The following is a 25,121-nucleotide window of genomic DNA, read 5'->3' as shown; positions in this document are numbered from 1 at the left end:
GAGCCACGCGGCCCCATCGAGACCGAAGCAGCACGCCGCCTCGCCGACGACCTCAACGATCAGTAATCAGCTAATTACCCCACACTTTCTCAGGCATCGTGCCTGCTGGCGGGTGGAGTGGATGGCGCCACTCGGATGACAGCCTGACGCTATCCGGTGATCCGCTCAGTCGTGGCCGATTCGCTGGGATTGGCCAAGGCTTCGCTTCGCTGGCCACTCGCGGTGGAAGAGCAATGGCGGCAGGGCTGGGCGGGGCACCACTCCGGTCGGGCCGCCCGATAGCTGCCGAGAGTAGGGGCGGGCGGGTTCGGTCAAGCCCGCGCGTACGGGCCTGTGCGGGGCGACGGCGGCGAGCGGTGCGGGCTTGACGGGTTCCGTCCGCCCCGGATCATCGAGCAGCGGGGGGCCCGAACGAACGGCGGGCAACCATCGGCCTTGACCCTGGCCACGCCAGGCCGGACCGCTTGTCCGGCTTCCCCTGGTCCAGCTCGCCCGCCACCTGGGCATTGCGCCGCCAGCGGGGCCGCCCATAGCGGGGCGCGAGACAGGAGCGGCGGGCGGAAACGCGGCGGCGCGCGGCCCGCCTCTGGCGGGCCGCCCTTGATCCAGTAATGAAACTTTGAACACCGCCTCCCCTGCCCTCCTCGTCTCCCTGGAGCCGGCCGCTCTCTGCCGGCCGAATCTCTTCCCGTCCTCTGCTGCCCTGATGGGCCGTCGGCGTCCTGAAGTCCGCGGTGCCTTCCGCCGCTCACTTCTTACGTACTCCACTCCTGGGCCCGCTCGCTCGGCGTGGTTCGTCCGCGCGCAGCGGGTCGTGCTCCCGGGCCGCTGTGGCGCCTACCGATCTTGATGTCACACCGGCTGCTCCGCGGGCACCTCTATGGATCGCGCGCACCCCTGATCGCTCCGGCGAGTCCGGCAGGAAGAAGGTCCGGCCGCCGTGTCACACCGGCTTTGTCGGCGCGGCTTCTAGGGGTGACGCCTGGGACTGCCAGGACGAAACGGGAGGAAGAGCCGGATGTCGGATATGGGCGCGGGATCGGTGAAGTCTGTCCACAAGCTGTGGATGGCGTACTGGTCTGGACAGGCCGGTGGGCTCTACCAGGGTTCTCCGGCCGGACCAAGCCGGGGATCGGAGTGCACTGTGGGGCGAGCGGCCGTTTGGAGTCGGCTGCGGGAAGGGCTTGCCGACGGAAAGGAAGGGTGTGAGATGCGTCATGCCGGATCGTCTCACCCCGTGTCATTCCGTCCCGTTGGCTCTCGTTCTTTCTCGCGGTTTCTTCCAGGAAACTTCTTCCGGCCGGTCGCGGATTTGAAGTGGCCGCTACTCTCGAGGTTGGGTAGCTGCGGCGGATCCCGCATGACGGGAAGAGAAGAAACGTTCCTCCCGCCCTCCGGGATCTGCCCTGTCTCTGTGTGCCATCAGGGGCACTGCGGTGCAATGGTGAGTTTCGGAGACCCGTCCTCCGGGGGGCCGCTGGTCCTGGGCTGGGCAGTCGCGGAACTCACCGATTTTCTCACCGGCGGCCGATGCGAATTCGTTGCGGGCAAGGAAGGCGTTCGGTGAGAAAACCGGTGAGTTCCGCTGGATTTAGTGAGGCGACCGGAGCAGGTTCGACATGCGGGGAGAACGAGTACTGATGTGCGGCGAATTCGGACGCCTTATTGAAATGCTGGCCCACCTTGGGGGGCAGTTGGCCGACCTCAACGAGGAAGTGGCCCACCTCAACGAGCGGATTGCTCGGCTTGCTCAACCTGGGCCCGCAGCTCCCGCACTTCCTGCTGGACCTGTTGCACCTGAGCGGCCAGGCCGGTGACGAGTTCAACGAGGGCGGCGAGGTCGGAGGTGGACACCTCGACGGTCTCCGCGCCGGCCTGCCCGCTCTCGTCCGTCTCCGGATCACCTGCGACGGCCTCGGCCTCCGTAGCGGCGTGCATCCGTTCCAACCATTCGGCGTTCCGGCGGTTCAAGACGGCGTGCGGGTGGTTCGGATTGGTCATCGCCTCTTCGGCGGGATTCCCGAGGGGCTTGGGCTGGGGCCGGACGTAGCTACCTCGTCCGAGTACCGAGTAGATCAGCCCCTCGTCCTTGAGCAGCTTGAGCGCGCTCTGCACGGTGGAGCTGGCCAGGCCGTACTGCTCCTGGAGTGCGCGGGCCGACGGCAGGCGCTCGCCGGGCTTGATCCTGCCTGCTGTGATCTGCCGCCGCAGGTCCTCGGCCGCGAGCATGTACGGCGGTCGCTGGTCGTCTTCGAGCGGCAGTGTCATACCTCCACGGTAGCGGCCCCCACGCACGGCTGATACACCCGCGCACTCATGGGTTCCACCTGTAGCGCGACTCTCGCGTGTATCGAGTGTTTTGAGTGTTGCAGGTGTTCCATGCGTGCGTGTACTGTCCTGGGTGTCGGAGTTCACCGGCACCTCCCCTCTCTCATCTGGAGTCCTTCATGGCTCGTATCACCATCCGTCCCGACCTGACCGGCACGACCCACCTCGTCGCGGTGCCGGCGGTCCCGAAGCTCGCCGACGCCGCCACCGGCCAGGTCGCCACCGACCGGGAGAGTGGCGCGACCCTCTACACGGTCCAGCTCCTAGAGACGTTCGAGGCGACCGCCCAGCTCATCAAGGTGACCGTCCCGGAGACCGGCCTCGACGCCGGGATCACCCCGGGTGCGATTGTCCGCCCGGTCGGCCTGGTCGCCACCCCGTGGGCGAACCTCTTCAACGGGCAGGTGCAGTCCGGCGTCGCCTACCGGGCCGAGGCCCTGGTTCCGGCTGTGGCCGCTGTTCCCGCGTCCGCGCCGAAGGGCAAGGCGTCCGCTGCCGAGCCGGTCGCCGCGTCGTGACGGCCCGCCCTGTCGGTGGCTCCGGGTCTGCGGATTCCTCGTCCGCAGGCCCGGTCCCCGGCCCGGCGTTCTACCCGCTGACGGTGCCGGGTACCGACACCCGATTCACCTTCGGCCTGGTCTTCGACGTGGCCAAGGTCCTCGAAGCCCACGGCTACCCGCCCGTCACGGCGGGCCTGGACCTGGTGAACCTCCGCCAAGCGCTCTTCCGCTTCCTCTATACCCCGGAGTTCCCATGAACACCGCCGTCCCCGGGCTCGGGGCCGCGACGATCCCGCCTCCGCTCCTGTACGCGGCCGGTGCGATCGCGCTGGTCCTGCTGGCCTGGCTGCTGGTCATCTGCGGCCGGTACCTGTCGGCCGACAAGGCCACCCGCGCCAGCATCCGTCAGGCGTGGCGCATACGCCGGACCTGGCCGCGCCTGGCCCGCAACCTCGGCTTGGTCACCACCGACCGCACCCCCACCTTCCTGCAGTCCCTCACCGCCTCGGGCAACGGCAGTGGCGGCAAGCCCGAACCGCGCATCCTCACCCCAGCCCTGTCCACCAAGGTCGACCGGTACGGCGTCATGGTCACGGTGAAGACGGTGGCCAAGGTTGGCCTCGCCGAGTTCCAGAAGCACGCCGACCACCTCGCCGACGCCTGGGCCTGCACCCGCGTCTCGATCAACCCCGACAAGCCCGGTCGCCTGATGATCCGCGCCGTGCGGGACGAACCCCTCCTCATCCCCTACACCTTCACCCCCAACGGCAAGCCCCCGGCCGACCTGTCGGTGTGGGACCTGGGCCTGGACGAATACGCCCTCGCCACCGTCCTGCGCATGGACAACGTGCCCGGCGTGTGCGTGGCCGGCCTGCCCGGCTACGGCAAGACCAGCCTGATCAACAAGCTGATCGCCGCCCTTGCCCCCTCGGACGCCGTGCAGTTCGCCGTCGCCGACGGCAAGGTGTCCGAAGCCCACGAAGGCGACTACGCGGACGTGACCGACCGGCTGTTCGCGTTCGTCGGCGACGACCTCGAAGCGGCGAACAAGCTGTTCACCCGCCTCGTGAACCTGCGCCGCGCCCGCTCCTCCGCGATCCGCCGCGTCCTGGGCACGCCGAACATGTGGGCCAAGGGGCCGAGCAAGGCATGGCCGCTGGTCGTCCTGGTCATCGACGAAGCCCACACCTACTTCCGCGAGTACAAGGGCTCCGACCCGACGACGAAGAAGTACGCGGCGCTCACGTCCGACAACGCCCGTCTCATCGAGGACCTGGTGAAGAAGGGCCGCAGCGTCGGCATCGTCGTCATCGTCGCCACTCAGAAGCCCACCGGCGACGCCATCCCGACCTTCATCCGCGACGTGTGCCCCGTTTCGCTGTCCTTCGCGCAGAAGACCACCGAATCCGCGGTCGCCGCCCTCGGTGAGGACATCCGCAACTGGCCCGACGCCAACCCCGTCACGATGCAGGATCCTGGCTACGTCGGCGTCGCCACCATGGCCCGCCAGGGCCACGAAGGCTTCACCCGCGTCCGCATCCCCTACGTCGACCCCGCCGACACCGCCCGCGTCGCCGCCGACACCGCCCACCTGACGGCCGACCCCGACCTGCTCCTCGACCTGCTCACCCGCCCCCACCTCCTCAAGGGCGACGACCTCGACCCGGCCGCCTGACCTCATGGCCACAACCCGCAGACCGCACAGAGGAGTTGGCGATGACCGCCACCGCCACGCACGGGCGCGGCCAGGCTGACCCCGGCAAGCTCACCCGCCACACCATCACCGTCGTGATGGCGGTCATCGCCTCCCTCGCCTTCGTCTTCTCCTTCGGCAACATCTGGGCCCTCGCCCTGCTCCTGGGCGTCCCGCACCCGATCGCCCCGCTGATCGGCCCCATGGTCGACCTGTCCGTCGTCGGCCTCCTCGTGGCCCTCCACCACCTCACCCTGAGCGGCACAGACCCCGAACACCTAGCCCCCGCACGGCGGTTGATGCACCTGTGTGGCTTCCTCGCCCTCGCCCTCAACATCGCCGAACCCATCGCCGCCGGCCACTGGGGCCGCGCCGCCCTCGACACCGTCGCCCCCACCCTCCTCCTCGGCTGGGGAGCCGTCGGCCCCACCCTCCTCGCCCGCCTCCACACCCCCACCACCCCGAAGGACACCGCCCCTGACCAACACGCCCGACCTGCCACCCCGCCCACCGAGCACACCCCCGGACCGGCCGCCCCGCTCGCCGCGCCCAACGCCACCCCGCCCCTGGCCCCGGAAGTCGAGCTTACCCCGCCGACCCCGCCCACGGCGGCCCCGGCCCACCAGCCCGAGCCGATACCCGCGCCCGCCGCTGCGGCGCCCGCTCCGGCCGCTGATCCCACCCTGGTCACCGCGCCCCCGATCCTGCCGGACGTACCTGGCCCTCTCCTGGCGGCAGCCCGCCGGATCGCCAGCGACCACCACGCCACCACCGGCGACCTGATCACGGCGGCCCAGCTCCGCACCCGCCTCGGCGTCCCCGCGCATCTGGCCGATGCCGTGCACGCCCAGATCGCGGCCGTCCCCGCCTGATCCCCGCCCCACCCGCCGCGCGCCGACCGCGCACACGCCCCGCCCGGTCGGCGCGACGGCACCCCCATGCCCCGAACCCGCTCAACTGCCCGGAAGGACAGACCACATGACCGACCTCGACCCCACCGCTGTCCTGGACCGGGTACTCGACCGAGCCCGGATCGTGTCCCCGTCGGTCCGCGGACTCATCCACTACGCCCAGCGCGACGACTTCGACCGCATCGAAGCCACCGTCGAACGCCTCGCGGGCTGCACCCGGCCCGTTCAACTCGTCGGCCACACCACCACGTTCGACACCGCGACCGGCGAGCCCGTACGGCACTACACCACCAACAGCGAACCCCTCGGCCGCCTCCTGACCGCCTGCGGCAACCGCCGCGCGAGTCGCTGCCCGTCCTGCTCTCGCACCTACGCCGCCGATACCTACCAACTCATCCGCGCCGGACTCTCCGGCGGCAAGGGCACCCCCGAGAACGTGCGCACGCACCCCCGCGTGTTCGCCACCCTCACCGCCCCCTCGTTCGGCCCGGTCCACAACCGGCCCACCACCAAGGCGGGCAAGCCCCACGCCTGCCGCTGCGGCACCCTCCACCCCGCCGGGCACCCGGTCCTCGGCACCCCGCTGGTCCCCGCCACTTATGACTACGCCGGAGCCGTCCTCTTCAACGCCTACGCCGGAGCCCTCTGGGCCCGCTTCACCACCTATCTCCGCCGCGCCGTCGCCCACGCCGCCGGCCTGACCCTCGCCGAACTGCGCGAGCAGTGCCGTGTCTCCTTCGCCAAGGTCGCCGAGTTCCAAAAGCGCGGCCTGGTCCACTTCCACGCCATCGTCCGCCTCGACGGCCCCGAAGGCTCCACCACCACCCCGCCCGCCTGGGCCACCGTCGACCTCCTCACCACCGCCGTGCGCGACGCCGCCCCCAAGGTGTCCCTCACCGTCACTGGCGACTCCATCGGCGAACGCGAACTGCGCTGGGGCCGACAGCTCGACGTACGCGAGATCACCCGCCCCGACACCGCCGACCGCGACGACACCCCGCTCACCGACGCCGCCGTGGCCGGGTACGTCGCCAAGTACGCCACCAAGTCCGCCGAAGGCACCGGCACCGTCGACCGGCCCCTGTACTGCTCACCCTGTAAGGGGCGCGGACGCATCCCCACCCCCAGCGGCCTCACCGACGAATGCGCCCCGTGCGAAGGGACCGGCCTCGCCGAACCCCTCGCCGACCTCCACGTGGCAAGCCACGTGCGCCAGATGATCCGAACCTGCTGGGACCTGGGCAGCGCGCCCGACTTCGCCGAACTCAAGCTCACGAAGTGGGCCCACATGCTCGGCTTCCGTGGCCACTTCTCCACCAAGTCCCGCCGCTACTCCACCACCCTCGGCGCACTCCGCGGCGCCCGCCGCACCTGGCAGACCGAACAGGCTCGCCTCCGTGCCGGCCACCCGCCCACCGACCCTGACACCACCCTCGTCATCTCCGACTGGCGCTTCCTCGCCACCGGCTACAGCCCCGGTGAGGAAATCCTTGCCGAAACCGTCCGCCACAACCGCCAGGCCGCACAGCGCCTCAAGCGGGAGGGGGACTTGCAGTGACCGACGCCCCTCGGGTCGTGGATCGTCTTGCCTCTCGACAGTGTGACGACGCGGCAGCACGTGCGTTTCACCTGGACCGGGTGTGCGCCAACTTCCCGACCAAGATCAGTCCAGAGGGGGCACGGCGGCTCGCGAGTCTGCTGACCGCTCCGTCTGCCGAGGCCAAGGCCGCGTGAGCATGCGAGAGGGCCCCCACCGGCTGGGGGCCCTCTCACGCTTCAACCTGAACTGGGTAACACGCGGTCTACTGCCGAGTTGCAGCGGCTTCCGCTGGTACGGGACACGAGAGCCGCCACCTCCTAAGAATCCTCCTCCTGCTGATCAGTCGCTGCTTCGTAGAAGGCGTCCGCAAGGGCGATGATGATCGCGTTGATGGCCGGCCCATCGGTGAAGAAGTAGTCGGCCATCGTGTTGTGGGCGTCCTGGTTGTCTGCGACTGCCTCAGTAACGGCTGCCTGGAAGTCCGGCGACTCCATGAACTGTTTCTTGGTGTTGGCCTTGGTCTGGTTGACCAGGCCAGTGTTGGCGAGCAGTCGCTGGACGAGCCCCTGAACGAACTCCCGGACCTGGGAGGCCGCGAAGGACTCCGCGCCGAAAAGGTCGTTCATCTTGTCTATGACGACCTGGAGCGCGACGTACTTCGGGTCCTTCTTCGCTCCCGTGCCAGCGGCGCTGATGCCCTTCAGTTGCCCGTCACCCACGAGAGAGATGTCGACCGGGATAGCTTTGCTGTGCTTGACCCCGACCAGCACCACGTCGGACAGGTCGACCTCGGCCGACCACGAGGACTCGGCGATCACCTTCTCCAGCAACCGCAGGAAGATGGACAACATCTCCATGTAGGCGTCGCCGTAGTCGACGATCTGGGACATGAAGTCGTAGAGGCGTACGTAGGTGGAGACGTCCTTGCGGAAGAGGTCAAGCTCGTTGAGCGTGACCTTGTCCTCTTCCTCGATCGCCCGCGCGTAGCGGCGGCGGAAGTCATGCTGCGCCGGGCTGATCGCTGCCGAGAGCGCGTTGTTGCCCTTCCGGGTCACCCACAGCTCGGCGACCTTGCGGACGTCGTCCTCGGTGTAGATCCCGAGCTGGGCAAGCTTGTTGGACAGGTGGACGACCACGTACGGGTCGGTCTCGGTCTCCAGGGAGGCATTCTTGAAGTACGGCTCAAAGGCAGCCTTGATGTCTTCGGGCTCGTTGGCGAAGTCGATGACGAACGTCTTACGCTTCTGCTCGCCGCCCGCGGTGCGGTGGGTGCGGTTCAGTCGTGAGAGCGTCTGTACCGCGGTGATGCCCGGCAGCTTCTTGTCGACGTACATGGCCGAGAGCAGCGGCTGGTCGAAGCCGGTCTGGAACTTGTTGGCGACCAGCATGATCTTGTAGGTCTGGCCCTTGAACGCGGCTGCCAGATCCGATCCGGCGCCGGGGTTCATGTTGGCCTCGGTGTACTCGTCGTCTTTGTCCGGCTGTGGTCCCCAGTCGCTGTGCCAGGTCTCGTCCTCGGGCATCGTCACTCCGCCGGAGAAGGCCACAAGGGTGCGGTAGTTGTACGAGGGGTCCTCGGCGCTGCGCTTGGCGATGTAGGCGTCTATGGCCAGCTTGTACTTCACCGCAGACTTGCGGGATCCGGTCACCACCATCGCCTTCGCCCGGCCTTCCAGGAGGTAGGCCACGTTAATGTGGAAGTGCTCGACGATGATCTGCACCTTCTGGCTGATGTTGGTTGGGTGGAGCAGCACCCACCGCATCAGGCCCTTGCGGGCGGTGGCCTCCTCGACCTTGCCCCCATCAGCGTCGCCGCTGCCGGCCTTGCCCGCGATCTTCAGTGCGGTGTTGTAGCTCTGATAGCCCTTCAGCACGTCGAGGATGTAGCCCTCCTCGATGGCCTGCTTCATCGAGTACAGGTGGAACTCGCGTGGCTTCCCGTCGGCGCCCTTACGGCCGAACAGTTCGAGAGTCTTGCTCTTCGGTGTCGCGGTGAAGGCGAAGTAGGAGATGTTCTCCGACTCGGCCCGCTCCGTCATCTCGGACGCGAGGACCGCCTCCGCGTCGACCTCGCCGCCGTCCTCGATCTCATGGATCTCCTCGGAGGTCAGCACCTGCTTCAGCTTCGCGGAGATCTGGCCCGACTGGGAGGAGTGCGCCTCATCGGCGATGACGGCGAACCGCTTGCCCTTCAAACCGGCGTCGCTACGGATCTCGTCCAGGGCATGCGGGAACGTCTGCAGCGTCACGACGATGATCAGTTCGCCGTTCTTCAGCACCTGCGCCAGCAGGCCCGACTTCGACTTCGCGCCAGCCTTGCGGACGTCCTCGGGCCCGATGGTTGCGACGATCTTGCCGGTGCCGTCGATCTGCCGGATCGCGTCCTGCAACTGGGTGTCGAGCACGGTGCGGTCCACGACGACGATAACCGAGTCGAAGACCTTCTGGTTGTCGATGTGCAGCCGCGCCAGGCGGTGGGCCGTCCAGGCGATGGTGTTCGTTTTCCCCGATCCGGCAGAGTGCTCGATCAGGTACCGCTGCCCGACGCCCTCCTCGCGCACCGCGTCCACGATGTTCGTGACGGCTTCCCACTGGTGAAACCGCGGAAAGAGCATGCTCGTACGCCGCACCGAGGTGCCGGTCGAGACGTCCCATTCCTCCTTGGCCTGGACGATCATCAGCCGGCCGACGATGTTCAGCCAGGCGTGTTTCTCCCACACCCGCTCCCACAGGTATGCCGTCGCCGACCGGCCGTCAGCGCCGGGTGGGTTGCCTTCGCCGCTGTCGAAGCCGATGTTGAATGGCATGAAGTGGGTCTTGTCGCCCTCCAACTTCGTCGTCATCGCCGCGAGGTTGTTCGAAACGGCGAAGTGCACCAGAGCCCGATGCCCGAAGGAGAGCAACGGCTCAGGGCGGCCGTTCGTCAGTGGGTTGCGGTCGTGCTTGTACTGGTTGATCGCCTCGTTCAGCGACTGGGTGAAGTCGGTCTTCAGCTCCACCGTGGCCACCGGGAGCCCGTTGACAAAGAACACCAGATCGATGCTGCGCTGGTCGGCGGTCGAGAAGTGCACCTGCCGCACCACCCGCACCTTCATCGCCTCGTACTGCGCGGTGCTCGTCGCGTTGAGTGAGGTATCTGGACGGAACTGCGCCATCTTCAGCCGGCCGCCGCCGATGTACTGCACCCCGTTGCGCAGGATGTTCAGCGTCCCGCCGCCGTGCTCCAACGGCCGGTCGAGCGCCGCAGTCAGCACGTCGAGGAACTTCGCCTGCGACCCCGCCGCCTTCAACGCCTTCCCGAATGCTGCCTTCTGCGTCGCCTCCAGCCACGCGAACAGGTCGGCTGGGAACAGCGCTCGCTCTCGGTCGTACTCCCCGCCGTCGTGGTCGTTCGCTGAGTACAGCCAGCCGTGATCCCGGAGATGCTCGCAGATCTCCTTCTCGAAGACGGCCTCGTTGTGATCAGCCATCACGCCAACTCTCGGACGTTGATCTGCCCTGTCACGGCAGCGGTGATCAGCGCCGCGCGGCGTTCCTTCGAGAGTTCGACGAACCGCTCGGTCTCGGCCATGAGCGTGTCGATCTTTGTGATCTGCTCCCTGATCTGCTGTGAAACTCGGCGCTGCTCATTAATTGGGGGGACTGGTACCGGAATCTGCACCAATCTTGACTGCCGGATACCCGCAACGGTGGACCCACTTGCTCCATCCCGCAATAGAGCTTGACCTCGGTCGCTCTCAAGGAAGAATCGGAGGTAGGTGGAGTCCAGAATATCTTCACGGCCCCGAAGTGCGAACAGGCGCTGACTCAATACGAGAGGCGCGTCAGTGGGAACCTGTGCAACATTCCCCAGCGGTGCTTCCGATGTGAGAAGAACATCTCCTGCGCGTAGCCGAACTGGCATCCACTTCTCGAACATCCAGTAGGGGACGAACCGTTCACGCTCAGCCCAGGAAATCTCTCCGTTCTTGATATGGATGGCTGAGACGACTGGAACACCCTCGTCGGTGAAGTCGTCCGTTTTGTCCCCAACCTTGCCAGGCGTCTTTCCTCTGTGATCGATCAGTTCCTCAAGCACCGAGCCGAGCGGCGCCGTGGGATGTGCCTGACCGAATGGGCTTGCCATGACAGCAATACGGCGCTCAGCGAGCAGTCTGACAAGGACCTGCTGCTCCTCGATGAGCGTGTCGATACGCGCCGTCTCGCGGTCAAGGTAGTCGGCGATGACGACCTGCTCCTCTGCAGAGACAAGAGGTGCTTCCATCGACAGTAGGTCGGCAATGTTCAGCCGGGGAGTTCGAACGTTCCCAGCCTCTGTTCCGCCGATGCCTCGCACCAGACTAGCCATGGTTGCCACTGTGGAACTGCTGGTCAGGAAGTAGCTCAGCCAACGTCGATTGATCCTGGGAGCAACTTCCAGCACCGCATAGTCCGGGCTGACAATCCCATCCTCGGGTGCGATGCCTAGGGCCCCCTGGAACGCGCGCATGCGGTTGATGACGAGGTTTCCCGCGCGGCAGATCTTGTAGTTGGAGAGGTCCTCCGCTGCGGCCCGCGTGGTGGTCGTGCCCGCCGCGTCCCGCCGCCGAACGCCCCAACTGATCGACACCGACAGGAGGGGGAACTCTTCGGCTTCAACCCCGACTCGCAGGTCCGATTCTGAGAGCAGCCACTTGAGGCGAATCGAGCCGCTCATCCCTCCACCTCGCGCAGAAGATCGATAATCTTGGCGACCTGCTTCTCCAGGTCAGCGTCAATCTCGGCGAGAGGGCGGGGCGGGCTATACCTGTAGAAGTGGCGAGTGAAGGGAATCTCGTAGCCGGTCTTGGTCTTGGACCAGTCGATCCAGGCGTCCGGGACGTGCGGCTTCACCTCCGCGTCGAAGTACCCCTGGACGACCTCGTGCAGCCCTTCCGCGCCAGCAACTGAGCCGCCGTAGGTGAAGGGCACGTTCTCGGTGTCACGCTTTTTCGAGTCGGGCTTCGGGTTGCCCTTGCGGTGGAGGACAGGCCTGCCGTCCTCGTCGAGTAGAGGACGTTCGACAGTGATGGTCCAGTAGCCGAACTCGTCGTTGCGCAGCACTTTGGAGAGATCGGGGTCAGCGGTCTCGAAGTCGGCGTACAACTGCACGACCTCGGCGCGGTCGGCGTCGCTGATCTCGCGTCCCTTGGCTCCGAGGTTCTTGCGCATCTTGGTCCAGAACGACGTGCCGTCGATGAGCTGGACCTTGCCCTGGCGGTCGGGGTGCTTGGTGTTGTTGAGGATCCAGATGTACGTGGCGATGCCGGTGTTGAAGAACATATTGGTCGGCAGTGCGATGATCGCCTCGACCAGGTCGCTTTCGATCAGCCATCGGCGGATGTTGGAGGGGCCGGACTCGGCGGCACCGTTGAACAGGGGCGAGCCGTTCATGACGATGCCGACTCGACCTCCGCCGTCTTCCGGGGCGCGCATCTTGTGGGCCAGGTGCAGCAGGAAGAGCATCTGGCCGTCGGAGGTCGCGGGGAGGCCCGGTGCGAAGCGGCCGTATGGGCCAGCTGAGGTGCGCTCCTCCTGTACCGCCTTGGCGTACTGCTTCCAGTCCACTCCGTAGGGCGGGTTTGACATGCAATAGTCGAACTGGCGGGTCTTGAAGGCGTCCTCGGTGAGGGTGTTCCCGAAGGCGATGTTCGTCGTGTCGTGGCCCTTGGCGAGCAGATCGGACTTGCAAATGGCGTACGACTGCGGGTTGTACTCCTGGCCGTACAGGGCCAGCTTGGCTCCAGGGTTGTGCGCGAGCAGGTGCTCCTCGGCCAGGGAGAGCATGCCGCCGGTGCCTGCGGTGGGGTCGTACAGCGACCGGATGATGTCGCCCTCGGAGAGGTCGACATCCTTGTCAGCGAAGAGCAAGTCGACCAACAACCGGATCGCGTCGCGTGGCGTGTAGTGGTCCCCGGAGGTCTCGTTCGCGGCCTCGTTGAACTTGCGGATGATGTACTCGAACGCATCGCCCATGTCCGAGTTGGACACCACTTCGGGATGAAGGTCTACGCCGCTGAAGGACTGGACGATCTCGCGCAGGAGTCCGGCCTTCTCCAGGGCCAGGATCTCCTTCTTGAAGTCGAAGTACTCGAACACGTCCACGTCGCTGGAGAACCGGTCGATGTAGTCGGTGAGGTTGTCCGCCAGCCCGTCCGCGTCGGCAAGCAGGTTCGCGAACCCGTAGTTGGAGGTGTTGTAGAACTGCCGTCCCGTGAGCTTCTTGACCTCGACCTTGAGCCGGATTGGGTTCTCGTACCGCGCAGCCAGCTCCCGTACCGCGGCTCGATCCGGTTCGAGCACGCAGTCGAGCCGCCGCAGGATGGTGAACGGGAGGATCACTGTCCCGTACTGGTTGGGGCGGTAGGGGCCCCGAAGCTTGTCAGCAATCGACCAGATGAAGCTACCGAGCGCGCTCACAAGGTTCCTCACGAAATTCTGCCTGATGGTGGCGACCACTCTGCCAGAGGAGGCCGTCAGCGTCCGATGTTCGGCGGGGTCAGCCGCGGTTGCCGGTCTTCGGAGGTCCGCCTCGCGAGTCGCAGCTGGGGCACCCGTCCTCACCCTGGAGGGCCCTCGTGCCAGCCGTAGACAGATGTCTGCCGGATGGTCTCCTCTGCTGAAGCTCCACCGTCGCGGAAAGACACGATGGCGCTTCCGAGGATCGCCCGGAGCATGGCATTGTCCGGCAGCGGGAACGGCGGGACGGCTGAGCAAGCTCAGAGCGGGTTCGGCTCGATGTCGACGCGGCCGTAGTCCAGGCGGTTCTTGCGGTCGTGTGAGTCTCCGATGATCACGGCGGCGAACAGGAACCGCAGCACAGCGTTCATCCGGGCGAAGTCCTCGGTCTTCTCCAGCGCCTTCCAGCTCGCCTCGGCATTGGGTCCGACCAGCCCTTCCAGGATCTCGACTGCCGGCCGCACCACGGCCTTTCGCTCCACCGCGCTGATCCGGTCGTCCACTTGCTTCTTCATCTGCCGGTACTCGCGGGTGGTCAGCTCGCGCTTCTCCCACATGTCCTTGAGCTCGGTCAGCTCCTGACGGTCGGCATCGAGAGCCGCGCGGTCCGTGTCGGAGATCGCGGTTGCCGTGTCCCGCCCAGTCACGTCCAGCTTGGTGAGTAGCCTGATCGCGGCGTCGCTGACGAAGCTCTCCAGCGGTTCTGCGCTGATGGTTCGGTAGCACCGCTTGGAGTCGACGCGGGAACCGCGGTTGCAGAGGTACTTGCTCCCGCTGCCCTTCATGTGGGTGCTGCACTTCTTGCAGGTGACGATGCCCCGCAGAAGGTAGTAGCGCTTGGGAGCCTGCTTTCCGTGCCCGGCTGGAGCGCGCAGCGTCCGGCGCTCCTGCACCTCGTCCCACAGCCCGCGCTTGATGATCGCGGGCCACTCTCCGGCACCGATGACCTCGCCCCGGAAGACGCGAAGCCCGGCCACGTGGCGGCTGCGCAGTACGACGGTCACGTTGGCGGCGTTCCACTCGCCTCCGAGCGCGGTTGGTAGCTTCCGGCCGTTCAGATCGCGGGCGATGGTGGTGATCGTGTCGCCGTTCAGGTAGCGCTCGTAAATCTCTCGCACGATCTCGGCCTCGGCCGGGATGATCGTGGTCCCGCTCTTGTCGTACCCGTAGCGGCGCTTGCCGGTGTGGGGCTTGCCGTCCTGGGCGCGTTCGATCAACGCCGTCTTGAGCCGACGGGACGTGTCATCGCTGGACCGGCAGGCGTGGGCGACCTCGATCCGCAGGAAGAAGCGGTCGTCGGGGTCGGCAAGGTTCCGCTGGTTGGCCTCGCCGTGGAGGGTGATGTCGTGATCGTCCGAGATCTGGAGCAGCTCTTCGAGGTCGCGGGGCTGCCGCATGAGGCGGTCCGGGTGGTAGGTCAGGATGTGCCGGACGCCGCCCTCCCGGGCCTCGTCGAGCAGGGCGTTCCATCCAGGCCGCTTCCGGTCCCGCTTCCAGGCTGACCGGTTGTTGTCCACGAACACGTGGTCGTCCTGGACGGTCAGCCCCAGCCGCTCGGCGATGTCACGGCATACTCGTTCCTGGCGCTCGACGCCGGTCTGATCCTCGTCGTTGACGTGGGAGATCCGGCAGTAGATCGCTGCTGACTCGCCTGCCCAGTCGGCCCGGGAGCGCCTTGCGACCCCGGTGGCTTCCGTCATCCGAGCGAGCTTGCGCGCCCGGATCTCGTCCCGGCTGACCTGCGGAAACTGCGAAAACTGGTTGAGATCGTCCACGGCTGAAGGATATGAAGAAGATATGACTACGCTCAAGGAGCAGCTGCAGGAGGACCTCACGGCTGCGATCAAGGCACGGGACGAGCTGCGCTCGTCCACCCTTCGGCTGACGCTGTCCGCGGTCACCAGTGCGGAGGTGGCGGGCAAGCAGAAGAAGGAGCTGTCCGACGCCGAGGTGCTGCAGGTGATCGGCAAGGAGGCGAAGAAGCGCCGGGAGGCGGCGGACGCCTTCGAGGGCGCGGGCCGGGTCGAGCAGGCGGCCCGGGAGCGGGCCGAGGGCGAGGTGCTGGCGGGGTTCCTGCCGAAGCCGCTGACGGACGAGGAGCTGGCGTCGATCGTCGCCGCCGCGGTCGCCGAGTCCGGGGCGAGCGGCCCGCAGGGCATGGGGGCCGTGATGAAGCTGGTCCGTCCGCAGGTGGAGGGGAAGGCGGACGGCGGCCGGGTGGCCGCCGCCGTGAAAGCCGCGTTGGCGGGCTGAGGCCGGTCGGCCGCCGGTCGCCTGCCGGTCGGCCGCCGCGCCGTCCGGTCGCCGTGCGGTCGGTGCGTGAAGACCGCGAAGACCGTGAAGACGAAGACCGTGAAGACGAAGACCGCGAAGACGAAGACCGCGAAGACGAAGACCGCGAAGACGGAGCCGCCCGGGCGGAGGAGAGGTCCTCCGCCCGGGCGGCTCCGTGCGTGTGGCCGTATGGCCGGGTGGCCGGGGTCAGTGGCGGCCCGGCTTGCCGGTGTTGCCGGCGACGGTGCCCGGCGGGAGGGTGATGCCGCCGTTGACCAGGCCGCCGTCGGTGGTGCCGCCGTTCGGCCAGCCGTTGTTGCCGCCGTTGGGCGTGCCGTTGTTGCCGCCCTGGGCGTTGTCGCCGGAGGGGGTGGAGGGGCTGTCGCCGGGGGTGGGGGACTGGGTGGGCTGCGGGATGTCGACCCGCTGGAAGCTGACCGGGGCGCTGCCGTCGAGGGCGTCGTTCATGGCCTGCTGCCAGATCGGGCCGGGGCCGTCGGCGCCGTAGACCGCGGGGCGGTAGAGGCCGCCGATGCGGATCTTCTTCATCGAGACGTTGCCGCCGACGCCGCCGAGCCAGACCGAGGTGGCCAGGTCGGGGGTGTAGCCGGTGAACCAGGCCGCGAACCGCTCGTCGGTGGTGCCGGTCTTGCCGGCGATCTGGCGGCCGTCGTCGAGGCCGAGGGCGGAGCCGGTGCCCTTCTCGGTGACGCCGAGCAGCAGGGTGTTGATGCCGTCGGCGGTGGTCTGGGACATCGCCTGGTTGCAGTTGGCGTCGGGGACCTTCAGCTGCTTGCCGTCGGAGGCGGTGACCGCGGTGAGCGCGGTCGGGGAGCAGTAGAGGCCGCGGGCCGCGAAGGCCGCGTAGGCGCTCGCCATCTGGAGCGGGCTGACCTCCTGGGTGCCGAGCGTCATCGAGGCGATCTGCTGGATCTGGGTGCCGTTGGCCAGGGTGCTCAGGCCGAGCTTGTCGGTCATCTGCTTGACCGGGCAGAGGCCCATCTGCTCTTCGAGCTGGATGAAGTAGGTGTTGACCGACTTCTGCATGGCGACCTGGAGGCTGTACGGGCCGACCTCGCTGGGCGACTCGTTGGTCAGCGCTTCCTTCTTGGGGTTGCTGGTGGTGCCGTCGCAGGTGGTCATCTTGGGGTAGACCATCTCGTTGGGCGAGGAGAATTCCTGGCTGATCGGGATGCCGGACTCCAGGGCGGCCGCGGCCACGACCGGCTTGAAGGTCGAGCCGGGGGAGAAGCCGCTGCCGCCGCCCATCGACGCGCCGACGTTGAGGTTCAGCACGGTCTGGTTCTTCGAGGTGTCCAGGCCGTACGGGCGGGTCTGCGCCATGGCGAGGATCTTGCCGGTGCCGGGTTCGACCATGCTGCCGGCGGCGGACACCGGGTCGGTCACGTAGACCTTCTTGGTGACCGCGTTGTACATGGCGGCCTGCTTGTCCGGGTCGATGGTGGTGTTGATCTTCAACCCGCCCTGCGCCCAGAGCTTCTGGCGGTCCGCCGCGGTCGCGCCGAACGCCGGGTCCTGCTTGATCACGTGGCGCACGTAGTCGCAGAAGAAGCCCATGCCGTTCTGCGCGGTGATGCAGCCGTTCTGCGGCTCGGAGTACTTGATGCCGAGCGGGGCGTCGAGCGCGGCCTTGGCCTGCTCGGGGGTGATGTGCTTGTACTCCAGCAGCTTGTTGATCACCGTGTTGCGGCGGGTCTGCGCGGCCTGCGGGTGGGCGATCGGGTCGTACGCCGTGGGGTTCTGGACCAGGCCGGCCAGCATCGCGGCCTCGGGGACGGTGAGGTCCTTGGCGCTCTTGCTGAAGTACCGGTTGGCGGCGGCCTCGACGCCGTACGCCTGGTGGCCGTAGAAGGTGATGTTCAGGTAGTTGGTGAGGATCTGGTCCTTGGTCAGGTCCTCTTCCAGCTTGATGGCGTACTTGAGCTCCTGGATCTTGCGGCCCAGGCTCTTCTTGGTGGCTTCGAGGAAGGCGGCCTGGTCGTCGCCGGCCTGCTCGACGAAGACGTTCTTCACGTACTGCTGGGTGAGCGTGGAGGCGCCCTGCGCGGTGGTGCCGGACTCGGCGTTCTTGGTGGCGGCGCGGAGCACGCCCTTGAGGTCGATGGCGCCGTGCTCGTAGAAGCGGGCGTCCTCGATGTCGACCTGGGCCTGGCGCATCACCGGGGCCATCTGCTCGGCGGTGAGGATGGTGCGGTCGCGGTCGTACACCTTGGCGATCAGGCCGCCCTTGGCGTCGTAGATCATCGACGCCTGGGACAGGGTGGGCTGCTTGAAGTCGTCGGGGATGTTGTCGAACGACTCCGCGGTGTCCTTGGCGGTCAGGCCGAAGGCCCCGACCGCGGGCAGCGCCATTCCGGCGACCAGGACGCCGGCCAGGACCGAGCCGCCCAGGAACTTGACGCCGTGCCCTGCCTTGTCCATGAAGGAGCCAGTGGATCGCGAAGGTGCCATGGGGAGAACCCTACGTCGCGGAATCCCGTACAGGGGGGCAGGTGTTCGCCTACGCTTGTCACAGAACTGCGACAGCTTCGCTCTGTTCATCGTCATCACTCTTGTGAGTGATGAGCTTTGTCCGATTCGCGGCGCTATGTCCGTGATCCGGACGGGTGCAGAGCGGGCTGCTGTCGCGCACCGTGACGAAAGCGCCCCTTCCGGCCTCGACAAGGCCCCCGACCTGCGGTCACTCCAACGAGTGAGCTGCCGGACACCCATAGTCCGATCGGGTCATGCGAATTGGGCACACAGGGGCTGTTGCGTCGTCCCGTTCTTCCGTAACGTCCTCAACTGGCAACGGTGAATATGCCGTTGCCGCCGTGGGGGAGCCCCGAATCGGGAGAGGACGGCGCCGGGATGGGCTGGGTGGACGACTGGAGCGCGCAGGCGGCGTGCCGCACGAGCGATCCGGATGAACTGTTCGTGCAGGGGGCGGCGCAGAACCGCGCCAAGGCGGTGTGCAGCGGGTGCCCGGTGCGCACCGAGTGCCTCGCGGACGCGCTCGACAACCGGGTCGAGTTCGGCGTCTGGGGCGGGATGACGGAGCGCGAGCGGCGGGCGCTGCTGCGCCGTCGGCCGACCGTGGACTCCTGGCGCCGGCTGCTGGAGACCGCGCGCACCGAGTACGAGGAGTCGCTGGCGACCGGGGTGGTCCTGCGGGACTACGCCCAGGCGGTCTGACGGCTCGTCAGGATCACGTGCCGGACGGGTCGTCGGGGCGGTCGGTGGGGGAGCCGAGCCGGTCCCCGACGGCCCGCAGGCCGTCCAGGTCGTGGACGTCGCCGGGGAGGGCGGCCACTTCGACGATCGGCACGTCCGGGTAGACCGAGGCGAAGCGGTTGCGGGTGCGCCGCTCCCTCGTCATGATCTGCACCCGTTCGGCGTGCAGCCGCAGCAGTCCGGCGGCCAGGGTCTCGGCCTCGACGGTGGCGTGCGGGGTGCCGTTCTCCTCCAGGGCCTCGGCCGCGGCCAGCGCGCGTTCGGCGGTGAGCTGCGGGGCGCCGGTGGTGTGGACCCGGTTGAGCACCAGGCCGGCCAGCGGCATGTCGTCGGCGGCGAGCCGGTCGACGAAGTAGGCGGCCTCGCGCAGGGCGTCCCGCTCCGGGGCGGCGACCACCAGGAACGCGGTGCCCTCGGCCTTGAGCAGCTGGTAGGTGCGGTCGGCGCGCTCCCGGAAGCCGCCGAACATCGAGTCGGTCGCGGAGACGAACGTCTGGATGTCGCTGAGCAGCTGGGCGCCGAAGATCTTGCCGAGGGTGCCGGTGAGCAGCCCCATGCCGACGTTGAGGAACTTCATCGCGGAGCGGCCGCCGACCTTGGCGGGGGCGGTCAGCAGCCGGATCACCCGGCCGTCCAGGAACGACCCGAGGCGGCTGGGCGCGTCCAGGAAGTCCAGCGCGGAGCGGGACGGCGGGGTGTCGACCACGATCAGGTCCCAGCGGTCCTCGGCGCGGAGCTGGCCGAGCTTCTCCATCGCCATGTACTCCTGGGTGCCCGCGAAGCCGGCCGAGAGCGACTGGTAGAACGGGTTCTCCATGATCGCCTTGGCCCGGTCGGGCTCCGCGTGGGCCAGCACGACCTCGTCGAAGGTCCGCTTCATGTCCAGCATCATGGCCTGGAGCTCGCCCTCGCCGCGGGTGCCCCCGACCACCCGCGGGGTGTTGTCCAGCTCGCTCAGGCCCATCGACTGGGCCAGCCGGCGGGCCGGGTCGATGGTCAGCACCACCACGCGGCGGCCGCGCTCGGCGGCGCGCAGGCCGATCGCCGCGGCGGTGGTGGTCTTGCCGACGCCGCCGGAGCCGCAGCAGACCACGATCCGGGTCGCCGGGTCGTCGATCAGGGTGTCGATGTCCAGCCCGGTCATGCCGCTCCCTGCCGTTCCAGCCCGTCCGTGCTCACGCCGCTCCCTGCCGTTTCAGCTCGCCCGCCAGCCGGTACAGCCCGGCCAGGTCCATGCCCTCGCTGATCAGCGGCAACTCGTAGGTGGGCAGCTTGAGTTGCTGGATCTCGACGCGCTGGGCGCGTTCCAGCTCGACCCGCTCGGCGTGCTCCCGGGCCTGTTCCAGCAGCGGGTCGAGCAGCGGTTCCACGTTCGCCCGGACGGTCTCCGGCTTGCGCGAGCGCCCGCCCAGGCCGGCTTCGCCGAGGGCCAGCGCCACCTCCTCGCGGTGGTCGCCGTCGGCCGCCGCCACCGCCGCCGCGTCCAGTATCGGCGGGCGCACCAGGTTGACCAGCACGCCGCCCACCGGCAGGCCGGACTCGCGCAGGTCGGCGACGCCGTCCACGGTCTCCTGCACCGGCATCTCCTCCAGCAGGGTGGTGAAGTGCACCGCCGTCTCCGGGGAGCGCAGCACCCGCATCACCGCCTGCGCCTGGGAGTGGATCGGCCCTATCCGGGCCAGGCCGGCGACCTCGGAGTTGACGTTCAGGAAGCGGGTCAGCCGGCCGGTGGGCGGGGCGTCCATCACCACCGCGTCGTAGCGGCGGCGGCCGTCCGGGCCCTTGCGGCGGGCCGCCTCGCACGCCTTGCCGGTGAGCAGCACGTCGCGCACGCCCGGGGCGACGGTGGTGGCGAAGTCCACGAAGCCGACCTTCTGCAGGGCCTTCCCGGCCCGGCCCAGCTTGTAGAACATCTCCAGGTACTCCAGCAGCGCCTGCTCGGTGTCGATCGCCAGCGCGTGCACCTCGCCGTGGCCCTTGCCGGGCAGGCCGAGCTGGGCGGGCGTCACGGTGGCGATCCGGCGCTCCTCGTACGGCAGCGCGGCGATCTGGAACAGCTCGGCGATGCCCTGCCGGCCCTCCACCTCGATCAGCAGGGTGCGGCGGCCGTCGGCGGCCAGCGCCAGGGCCAGCGCGGCGGCCAGCGTGGTCTTGCCGGTGCCGCCCTTCCCGCTGACCACGTGCAGCCGGACGCCCTCCCAGTCGGGTTCCCGCGGCGGTGCCTGCTCGGTCGGCCCCGCAGTGCCGCTGCTGCCCGCCACGCCCGCTCTCCGTCCGTCGCTGTCCGTCGCCGTCCCCGGCGGTCGGTCCGGGGCTGCCCCCACCGCGAGGGTAACCAGCGCGGGGACCGGATGCCGGGAGCACCCCGGCGACCCCGGTGAATCATGCCCGCTTTGTGTCCCACCTCACACCGGCCCGGGCGGCTAGAGTCACCCCCATGACCAAGTGGGAATACGTCACCGTGCCGCTGCTCGTGCACGCCACCAAGCAGATCCTCGACACCTGGGGCCAGGACGGCTGGGAGCTCGTCCAGGTCGTCCCCGGGCCGAACCCGGAGCAGCTGGTCGCGTACCTCAAGCGCGAGAAGGAGTAGGGCATGGGCCAGGTCGAGCAGAGGCTCGCCGAGCTCGGGCTGACGCTGCCCGAGGTCGCCGCCCCGGTCGCCGCGTACGTCCCCGCGGTGCGCGACGGCGCGCACGTGCTGACCTCGGGTCAGCTGCCGTTCGTCGGCGGGAAGCTCCCGGTGACCGGCAAGGTCGGCGCCGAGGTCACCGCCGAGGACGCCAAGGAGCTGGCGCAGGTCTGCGCGCTGAACGCGCTGGCCGCGGTCAAGTCGGTGCTCGGCGACCTGGACCGGGTCGAGCAGGTCGTCAAGGTGGTGGGCTTCGTGGCCTCCGCCCCCGACTTCACCGGCCAGCCCGGCGTGGTCAACGGCGCCAGCGAGCTGCTGGGCAAGGTGTTCGGCGAGCAGGGCGTGCACGCCCGCAGCGCCGTCGGCGTGGCGGTGCTGCCGCTGGACGCGCCGGTCGAGGTCGAGTTGACGGTGCGGGTCCGGGACTGACCCGGACCCCCTGACGCACAGGGCCCGTCGCCGTTCGCGGTGGCGGGCCCCTCGCGTGCGCGCCGGGCGGTGGCGGCGGGCCGGTGCCGCGGGGGCCGCCCGCCCGCGCGGTGGCCGGGCCGTCCCCGGGCGGCGGCTGCGGTTAACATCCGTGAACATGCTGGAGATGCCGCCGTCCTGGCCCGCCCGAATCCGCGCCCTGGCCGCCGGGGAGCTCACCCCCGTGCCGCCCAAGCCGTCCGCCACCGTGGTGCTGCTGCGCGAGGGCGCGGCCGGCCCCGAGGCGTACCTGCTGCGGCGGCGCACCACGATGGCCTTCGCCGGGGGCATGTACGCCTACCCCGGCGGCGGCGTGGACCCGCGCGACCGGGAGGTGCGCCCGCCGTGGGCCGGGCCGTCGCCCGCCGAGTGGGCCGGGCGGCTGGGGGTGGACGAGCCGACCGCGTGCGCGGTGCTGTGCGCGGCCGTCCGGGAGACCTTCGAGGAGGCCGGGGTGCTGCTGGCCGGGCCGGACCCGGACACCCTGGTGGAGCCCCGGGACTGGGCGGCCGAGCGGGGCGCGCTGGAGCGGCACGAGGTGTCGCTGGCCGAGTTCCTGACCGAGCACCGGCTGGTGCTGCGCAGCGACCTGCTGGTGCCCTGGGCCCGTTGGGTCACCCCGGAGTTCGAGGAGCGGCGCTTCGACACCTGGTTCTTCGCGGCGGCGCTGCCGACCGGGCAGAGCGCCGCGGACACCGTCGGGGAGGCCGACCGGGTCGCCTGGCTCACCCCCGCCGAGGCGGTGGCCGGGTTCGAGTCGGGCGGGTTCGGGATGCTGCCGCCGACCATTACGGTGCTGCGCGAGCTGCTGCCGCTGCGCTCCGCGGCCGGGCTGCCCGCCGCGGCGGCGGCCCGCGCGGTGGTGCCGGTGCTGGGGCGGGCGGAGGTCTCCGGGGACCGCATGACGGTGCGCTGGAACGGGTATGACGAGCTGACTATCGACGGAGTGTTCCCGGCGTGAGAACCTTCCCCCGGAACGATCACCGGCCCCGCCGGACCACCCGTTCCGGGACGGGCCCGCGTCGGCCCGTACCGTTGACCGAACAACCGCACCGACCGTCCTGACCTCGGAAGGAGACTCCGATGGCCCACAACGACGTGGCTCGCCGGACCCCGGCCACGCCCACCCGTACCGTCACCCCCCGCGCCGCCGCCTGCGACGAGGCCGCGCCCCGGGAGACCGTCCGCCTGCTGACCCGCGACCTGCCCGGTCGCCCCCTGGTCCGCCCGCTCCCGCTGCGCAGCCTCAGCCGCGCCGAACGGGACGCGGTGTGACCGGCAGCCGCAGTACGGCGGGCACCGCGTGAGCGGCCCGCTTCCGGGCGACCCCGCCGACACCGTCGGCGGGGCCGCCACCCCGCGCGCCCAGTGCCTGCTCGCCCCCAACCCGTCCCCGATGACGCTGGACGGCACCAACACCTGGCTGCTCTCCGAACCCGGCTCCGACCTCGCCGCCGTGGTCGACCCCGGCCCGCTCGACGAGGCCCACCTGCGCCGGATCGTCGACACCGCCGAACGGCAGGGCAAGCGGATCGCCCTCACCCTGCTCACCCACGGCCACGCCGACCACGCCGAGGGCGCCGCCCGGTTCGCCGAACTCACCGGCACCCCCGTCCGCGCCCTCGACCCGGCGCTGCGGCTCGGCGAGGAGGGCCTGCACGGCGGGCAGCGCCTGGACGTCGGCGGCCTCGACCTGCGGGTGGTCGCCACCCCCGGGCACACCTCCGACTCGCTGACCTTCCACCTGCCCGCGGACGGCGCGATCCTCACCGGCGACACCGTCCTGGGCCGCGGCACCACGATGGTCGCCCACCCCGACGGCCGCCTGGGCGACTACCTCGACTCGCTGCGCCGGCTGCACGCGATGGCCGCCGAGCACGGCGTGCGCACCGTCCTGCCCGGCCACGGGCCCGTCCTGGCGGACGCGCTCGGCGCCGTCGACTACTACCTGGCCCACCGCGCGGCCCGGCTCGCCCAGGTCGAGACGGCGGTCGAGGCCGGCTGCCGCACCGCCGCCGAGGTGGTCGCCCGGGTCTACGCGGACGTCGACCCGGCGCTGTGGCCCGCGGCGGAGCTCTCGGTCCGGGCCCAGCTCACGTACCTGGCCGACCGGGGCCTGATCCCGGAGGCGTGAGACCGGGGCGCGGGGAACCGCGCGCAGCGGGGGCGGAACGCCGACGAGGCCGCGACGACGGCAGTGGTTCGCCGTTCCTCGCGACCTCGCGGTGCGTTCGTGCTCGTGCGCGCGGTTGCCCGCGCCCCGCGCCCCGCGGCTCCGCGCTAGCGGGAGCGGCGGGAGAGCCGTTCGACGTCGAGCAGGACGACCGCGCGGGCCTCCAGCTTGAGCCAGCCGCGGCCGGCGAAGTCGGCGAGGGCCTTGTTGACCGTCTCGCGGGAGGCGCCGACCAGCTGGGCGAGCTCCTCCTGGGTGAGGTCGTGGGCGACGTGGATGCCCTCGTCGGAGGGGACGCCGAAGCGGCGGGAGAGGTCGAGCAGGGCCTTGGCGACGCGGCCGGGCACGTCGGAGAAGACCAGGTCGGACATCACGTCGTTGGTGCGGCGCAGGCGGCGGGCGATGGCCCGCAGCAGGGCGATCGAGACCTCGGGGCGGGCGTGCAGCAGCGGGAGCAGGTCGCCGTGGCCGAGGCCGAGGAGCTTGACCTCGGTGAGGGCGGTGGCGGTGGCGGTGCGCGGGCCCGGGTCGAAGAGGGAGAGTTCGCCGATCATCTCGGAGGGGCCGAGCACGGCGAGCATGTTCTCGCGGCCGTCGGGGGAGGCCCGGTGCAGCTTGACCTTGCCCTCGACCACGACGTAGAGCCGGTCGCCCGGGTCGCCCTCGTGGAACAGCGACTCACCGCGGGCGAGCGTCACCTCGGTCATGGAAGCGCGGAGCTCGGCAGCCTGGTCGTCGTCGAGTGCCGCGAACAGCGCGGCGCGCCGCAGAACGTCGTCCACGAGCTTCCTCCTGCTGGTGTCATGGGCAGTGCTACTCACCACCAAGGATGACGCATGTCGCTCCGATCATATGAGGAGGGGGTGTGCCGAGGTGGGGACTACGCGGCCA

The 25,121-nt window shown here is 69.2% G+C and carries 22 protein-coding genes; 12 read left to right on the top strand and 10 right to left on the bottom strand.

Going from position 1 to position 25,121, the window contains the following annotated elements:
* Positions 1–1,517 precede the first annotated feature (1,517 nt).
* A complete protein-coding gene (locus ACWEO5_RS21340) occupies positions 1,518–1,724 on the bottom strand; it encodes a hypothetical protein (protein WP_452163866.1) in 207 nt (68 codons plus the stop codon).
* A 1-nt stretch (position 1,725) separates the two neighbouring features.
* The gene (locus tag ACWEO5_RS21335; protein WP_452163865.1) at positions 1,726–2,268 is read right to left on the bottom strand and encodes a GntR family transcriptional regulator; all 543 of its coding nucleotides are present in this window, start codon (positions 2,266–2,268) and stop codon (positions 1,726–1,728) included.
* A gap of 179 nt (positions 2,269–2,447) precedes the next feature.
* Between ACWEO5_RS21335 and ACWEO5_RS21330 the strand changes: the two genes are divergently transcribed.
* The 5 genes from ACWEO5_RS21330 to ACWEO5_RS21310 all read left to right on the top strand — a co-directional run bounded on the left by ACWEO5_RS21330 (position 2,448) and on the right by ACWEO5_RS21310 (position 6,990).
* A complete protein-coding gene (locus ACWEO5_RS21330; protein ID WP_452163864.1) occupies positions 2,448–2,846 on the top strand; it encodes an SCO3933 family regulatory protein in 399 nt (132 codons plus the stop codon).
* 83 nt (positions 2,847–2,929) lie between these two features.
* Entirely contained in the window at positions 2,930–3,085 is a 156-nt protein-coding gene (locus ACWEO5_RS21325; RefSeq protein ID WP_452163863.1) for a hypothetical protein, read from the top strand.
* Positions 3,082–4,503 (top strand): FtsK/SpoIIIE domain-containing protein, encoded by a 1,422-nt coding sequence (locus ACWEO5_RS21320; RefSeq protein WP_452163862.1) that lies wholly within the window; start codon positions 3,082–3,084, stop codon positions 4,501–4,503. The genes ACWEO5_RS21325 and ACWEO5_RS21320 overlap by 4 nt, the downstream gene beginning before the upstream one ends.
* A gap of 41 nt (positions 4,504–4,544) precedes the next feature.
* A complete protein-coding gene (locus ACWEO5_RS21315; protein ID WP_452163861.1) occupies positions 4,545–5,393 on the top strand; it encodes a DUF2637 domain-containing protein in 849 nt (282 codons plus the stop codon).
* A 106-nt stretch (positions 5,394–5,499) separates the two neighbouring features.
* On the top strand, positions 5,500–6,990 hold the full coding sequence (locus tag ACWEO5_RS21310) for a replication initiator (RefSeq protein WP_452163860.1): 1,491 nt from the start codon (positions 5,500–5,502) through the stop codon (positions 6,988–6,990).
* Positions 6,991–7,289: 299 nt separating this feature from the next.
* Here the strand turns inward: ACWEO5_RS21310 and ACWEO5_RS21305 are convergent, their stop codons facing one another.
* The 4 genes from ACWEO5_RS21305 to ACWEO5_RS21290 form a co-directional block, all read right to left on the bottom strand.
* The gene (locus ACWEO5_RS21305) at positions 7,290–10,442 is read right to left on the bottom strand and encodes a type I restriction endonuclease subunit R (protein WP_452163859.1); all 3,153 of its coding nucleotides are present in this window, start codon (positions 10,440–10,442) and stop codon (positions 7,290–7,292) included.
* Positions 10,442–11,668: a restriction endonuclease subunit S gene (locus ACWEO5_RS21300; protein WP_452163858.1), complete on the bottom strand. Its 1,227-nt coding sequence runs from the start codon at positions 11,666–11,668 to the stop codon at positions 10,442–10,444. Before ACWEO5_RS21300 ends, ACWEO5_RS21305 begins: the two co-directional genes overlap by 1 nt.
* Entirely contained in the window at positions 11,665–13,410 is a 1,746-nt protein-coding gene (locus ACWEO5_RS21295; RefSeq protein ID WP_452163867.1) for an N-6 DNA methylase, read from the bottom strand. Before ACWEO5_RS21295 ends, ACWEO5_RS21300 begins: the two co-directional genes overlap by 4 nt.
* 299 nt (positions 13,411–13,709) lie before the next feature.
* Complete coding sequence (locus ACWEO5_RS21290) at positions 13,710–15,224, bottom strand: recombinase family protein (RefSeq protein ID WP_452163857.1); 1,515 nt, start codon at positions 15,222–15,224, stop codon at positions 13,710–13,712.
* A gap of 22 nt (positions 15,225–15,246) precedes the next feature.
* Between ACWEO5_RS21290 and ACWEO5_RS21285 the strand changes: the two genes are divergently transcribed.
* Entirely contained in the window at positions 15,247–15,702 is a 456-nt protein-coding gene (locus ACWEO5_RS21285; protein ID WP_344549553.1) for a GatB/YqeY domain-containing protein, read from the top strand.
* A gap of 228 nt (positions 15,703–15,930) precedes the next feature.
* On the opposite strand, the gene ACWEO5_RS21280 is transcribed toward ACWEO5_RS21285, so the two are convergent.
* The gene (locus ACWEO5_RS21280; protein WP_452163856.1) at positions 15,931–18,195 is read right to left on the bottom strand and encodes a transglycosylase domain-containing protein; all 2,265 of its coding nucleotides are present in this window, start codon (positions 18,193–18,195) and stop codon (positions 15,931–15,933) included.
* A gap of 399 nt (positions 18,196–18,594) precedes the next feature.
* Here ACWEO5_RS21280 and ACWEO5_RS21275 point away from each other — a divergent pair, with 399 nt between their 5' ends.
* Positions 18,595–18,918 (top strand): WhiB family transcriptional regulator, encoded by a 324-nt coding sequence (locus ACWEO5_RS21275; protein WP_030919726.1) that lies wholly within the window; start codon positions 18,595–18,597, stop codon positions 18,916–18,918.
* Positions 18,919–18,931: 13 nt separating this feature from the next.
* On the opposite strand, the gene ACWEO5_RS21270 is transcribed toward ACWEO5_RS21275, so the two are convergent.
* Complete coding sequence (locus tag ACWEO5_RS21270; RefSeq protein WP_344549551.1) at positions 18,932–20,101, bottom strand: ArsA family ATPase; 1,170 nt, start codon at positions 20,099–20,101, stop codon at positions 18,932–18,934.
* Positions 20,102–20,132: 31 nt separating this feature from the next.
* On the bottom strand, positions 20,133–21,143 hold the full coding sequence (locus ACWEO5_RS21265; RefSeq protein WP_344549818.1) for an ArsA-related P-loop ATPase: 1,011 nt from the start codon (positions 21,141–21,143) through the stop codon (positions 20,133–20,135).
* A 251-nt stretch (positions 21,144–21,394) separates the two neighbouring features.
* On the opposite strand from ACWEO5_RS21265, the gene ACWEO5_RS21260 reads away from it, so the two are divergent.
* The 5 genes from ACWEO5_RS21260 to ACWEO5_RS21240 all read left to right on the top strand — a co-directional run bounded on the left by ACWEO5_RS21260 (position 21,395) and on the right by ACWEO5_RS21240 (position 24,191).
* On the top strand, positions 21,395–21,550 hold the full coding sequence (locus tag ACWEO5_RS21260) for a DUF4177 domain-containing protein (protein ID WP_014136749.1): 156 nt from the start codon (positions 21,395–21,397) through the stop codon (positions 21,548–21,550).
* 3 nt (positions 21,551–21,553) lie between these two features.
* Complete coding sequence (locus ACWEO5_RS21255; protein ID WP_344549550.1) at positions 21,554–22,018, top strand: RidA family protein; 465 nt, start codon at positions 21,554–21,556, stop codon at positions 22,016–22,018.
* Between the two features lie 157 nt (positions 22,019–22,175).
* Positions 22,176–23,018 (top strand): NUDIX hydrolase, encoded by an 843-nt coding sequence (locus tag ACWEO5_RS21250; protein ID WP_452163855.1) that lies wholly within the window; start codon positions 22,176–22,178, stop codon positions 23,016–23,018.
* A gap of 122 nt (positions 23,019–23,140) precedes the next feature.
* Positions 23,141–23,332: a hypothetical protein gene (locus ACWEO5_RS21245; protein ID WP_452163854.1), complete on the top strand. Its 192-nt coding sequence runs from the start codon at positions 23,141–23,143 to the stop codon at positions 23,330–23,332.
* Positions 23,333–23,360: 28 nt separating this feature from the next.
* Positions 23,361–24,191 (top strand): MBL fold metallo-hydrolase, encoded by an 831-nt coding sequence (locus ACWEO5_RS21240; protein WP_452163853.1) that lies wholly within the window; start codon positions 23,361–23,363, stop codon positions 24,189–24,191.
* Positions 24,192–24,337: 146 nt separating this feature from the next.
* Here ACWEO5_RS21240 and ACWEO5_RS21235 read toward each other — a convergent pair whose 3' ends face one another.
* Positions 24,338–25,012, bottom strand: a complete 675-nt coding sequence (locus ACWEO5_RS21235) for a Crp/Fnr family transcriptional regulator (protein ID WP_033220149.1) — start codon at positions 25,010–25,012, stop codon at positions 24,338–24,340.
* Positions 25,013–25,121: the final 109 nt, after the last annotated feature.

It is taken from the genome of Kitasatospora sp. NPDC004272 (assembly GCF_053603035.1).
This window is presented reverse-complemented; position numbering and strand designations above follow the sequence as displayed.

What these genes read in the sequence shown, in the direction of transcription:
- ACWEO5_RS21335 (WP_452163865.1), bottom strand. Translation starts at nt 2,268, where the DNA reads ATGACACTGCCGCTCGAAGACGACCAGCGACCGCCGTACATGCTCGCG.
- ACWEO5_RS21330 (WP_452163864.1), top strand. Translation starts at nt 2,448, where the DNA reads ATGGCTCGTATCACCATCCGTCCCGACCTGACCGGCACGACCCACCTC.
- ACWEO5_RS21320 (WP_452163862.1), top strand. Translation starts at nt 3,082, where the DNA reads ATGAACACCGCCGTCCCCGGGCTCGGGGCCGCGACGATCCCGCCTCCG.
- ACWEO5_RS21315 (WP_452163861.1), top strand. Translation starts at nt 4,545, where the DNA reads ATGACCGCCACCGCCACGCACGGGCGCGGCCAGGCTGACCCCGGCAAG.
- ACWEO5_RS21310 (WP_452163860.1), top strand. Translation starts at nt 5,500, where the DNA reads ATGACCGACCTCGACCCCACCGCTGTCCTGGACCGGGTACTCGACCGA.
- ACWEO5_RS21305 (WP_452163859.1), bottom strand. Translation starts at nt 10,442, where the DNA reads ATGGCTGATCACAACGAGGCCGTCTTCGAGAAGGAGATCTGCGAGCAT.
- ACWEO5_RS21300 (WP_452163858.1), bottom strand. Translation starts at nt 11,668, where the DNA reads ATGAGCGGCTCGATTCGCCTCAAGTGGCTGCTCTCAGAATCGGACCTG.
- ACWEO5_RS21285 (WP_344549553.1), top strand. Translation starts at nt 15,247, where the DNA reads ATGACTACGCTCAAGGAGCAGCTGCAGGAGGACCTCACGGCTGCGATC.
- ACWEO5_RS21280 (WP_452163856.1), bottom strand. Translation starts at nt 18,195, where the DNA reads ATGGCACCTTCGCGATCCACTGGCTCCTTCATGGACAAGGCAGGGCAC.
- ACWEO5_RS21275 (WP_030919726.1), top strand. Translation starts at nt 18,595, where the DNA reads ATGGGCTGGGTGGACGACTGGAGCGCGCAGGCGGCGTGCCGCACGAGC.
- ACWEO5_RS21270 (WP_344549551.1), bottom strand. Translation starts at nt 20,101, where the DNA reads ATGACCGGGCTGGACATCGACACCCTGATCGACGACCCGGCGACCCGG.
- ACWEO5_RS21260 (WP_014136749.1), top strand. Translation starts at nt 21,395, where the DNA reads ATGACCAAGTGGGAATACGTCACCGTGCCGCTGCTCGTGCACGCCACC.
- ACWEO5_RS21255 (WP_344549550.1), top strand. Translation starts at nt 21,554, where the DNA reads ATGGGCCAGGTCGAGCAGAGGCTCGCCGAGCTCGGGCTGACGCTGCCC.
- ACWEO5_RS21250 (WP_452163855.1), top strand. Translation starts at nt 22,176, where the DNA reads ATGCTGGAGATGCCGCCGTCCTGGCCCGCCCGAATCCGCGCCCTGGCC.
- ACWEO5_RS21245 (WP_452163854.1), top strand. Translation starts at nt 23,141, where the DNA reads ATGGCCCACAACGACGTGGCTCGCCGGACCCCGGCCACGCCCACCCGT.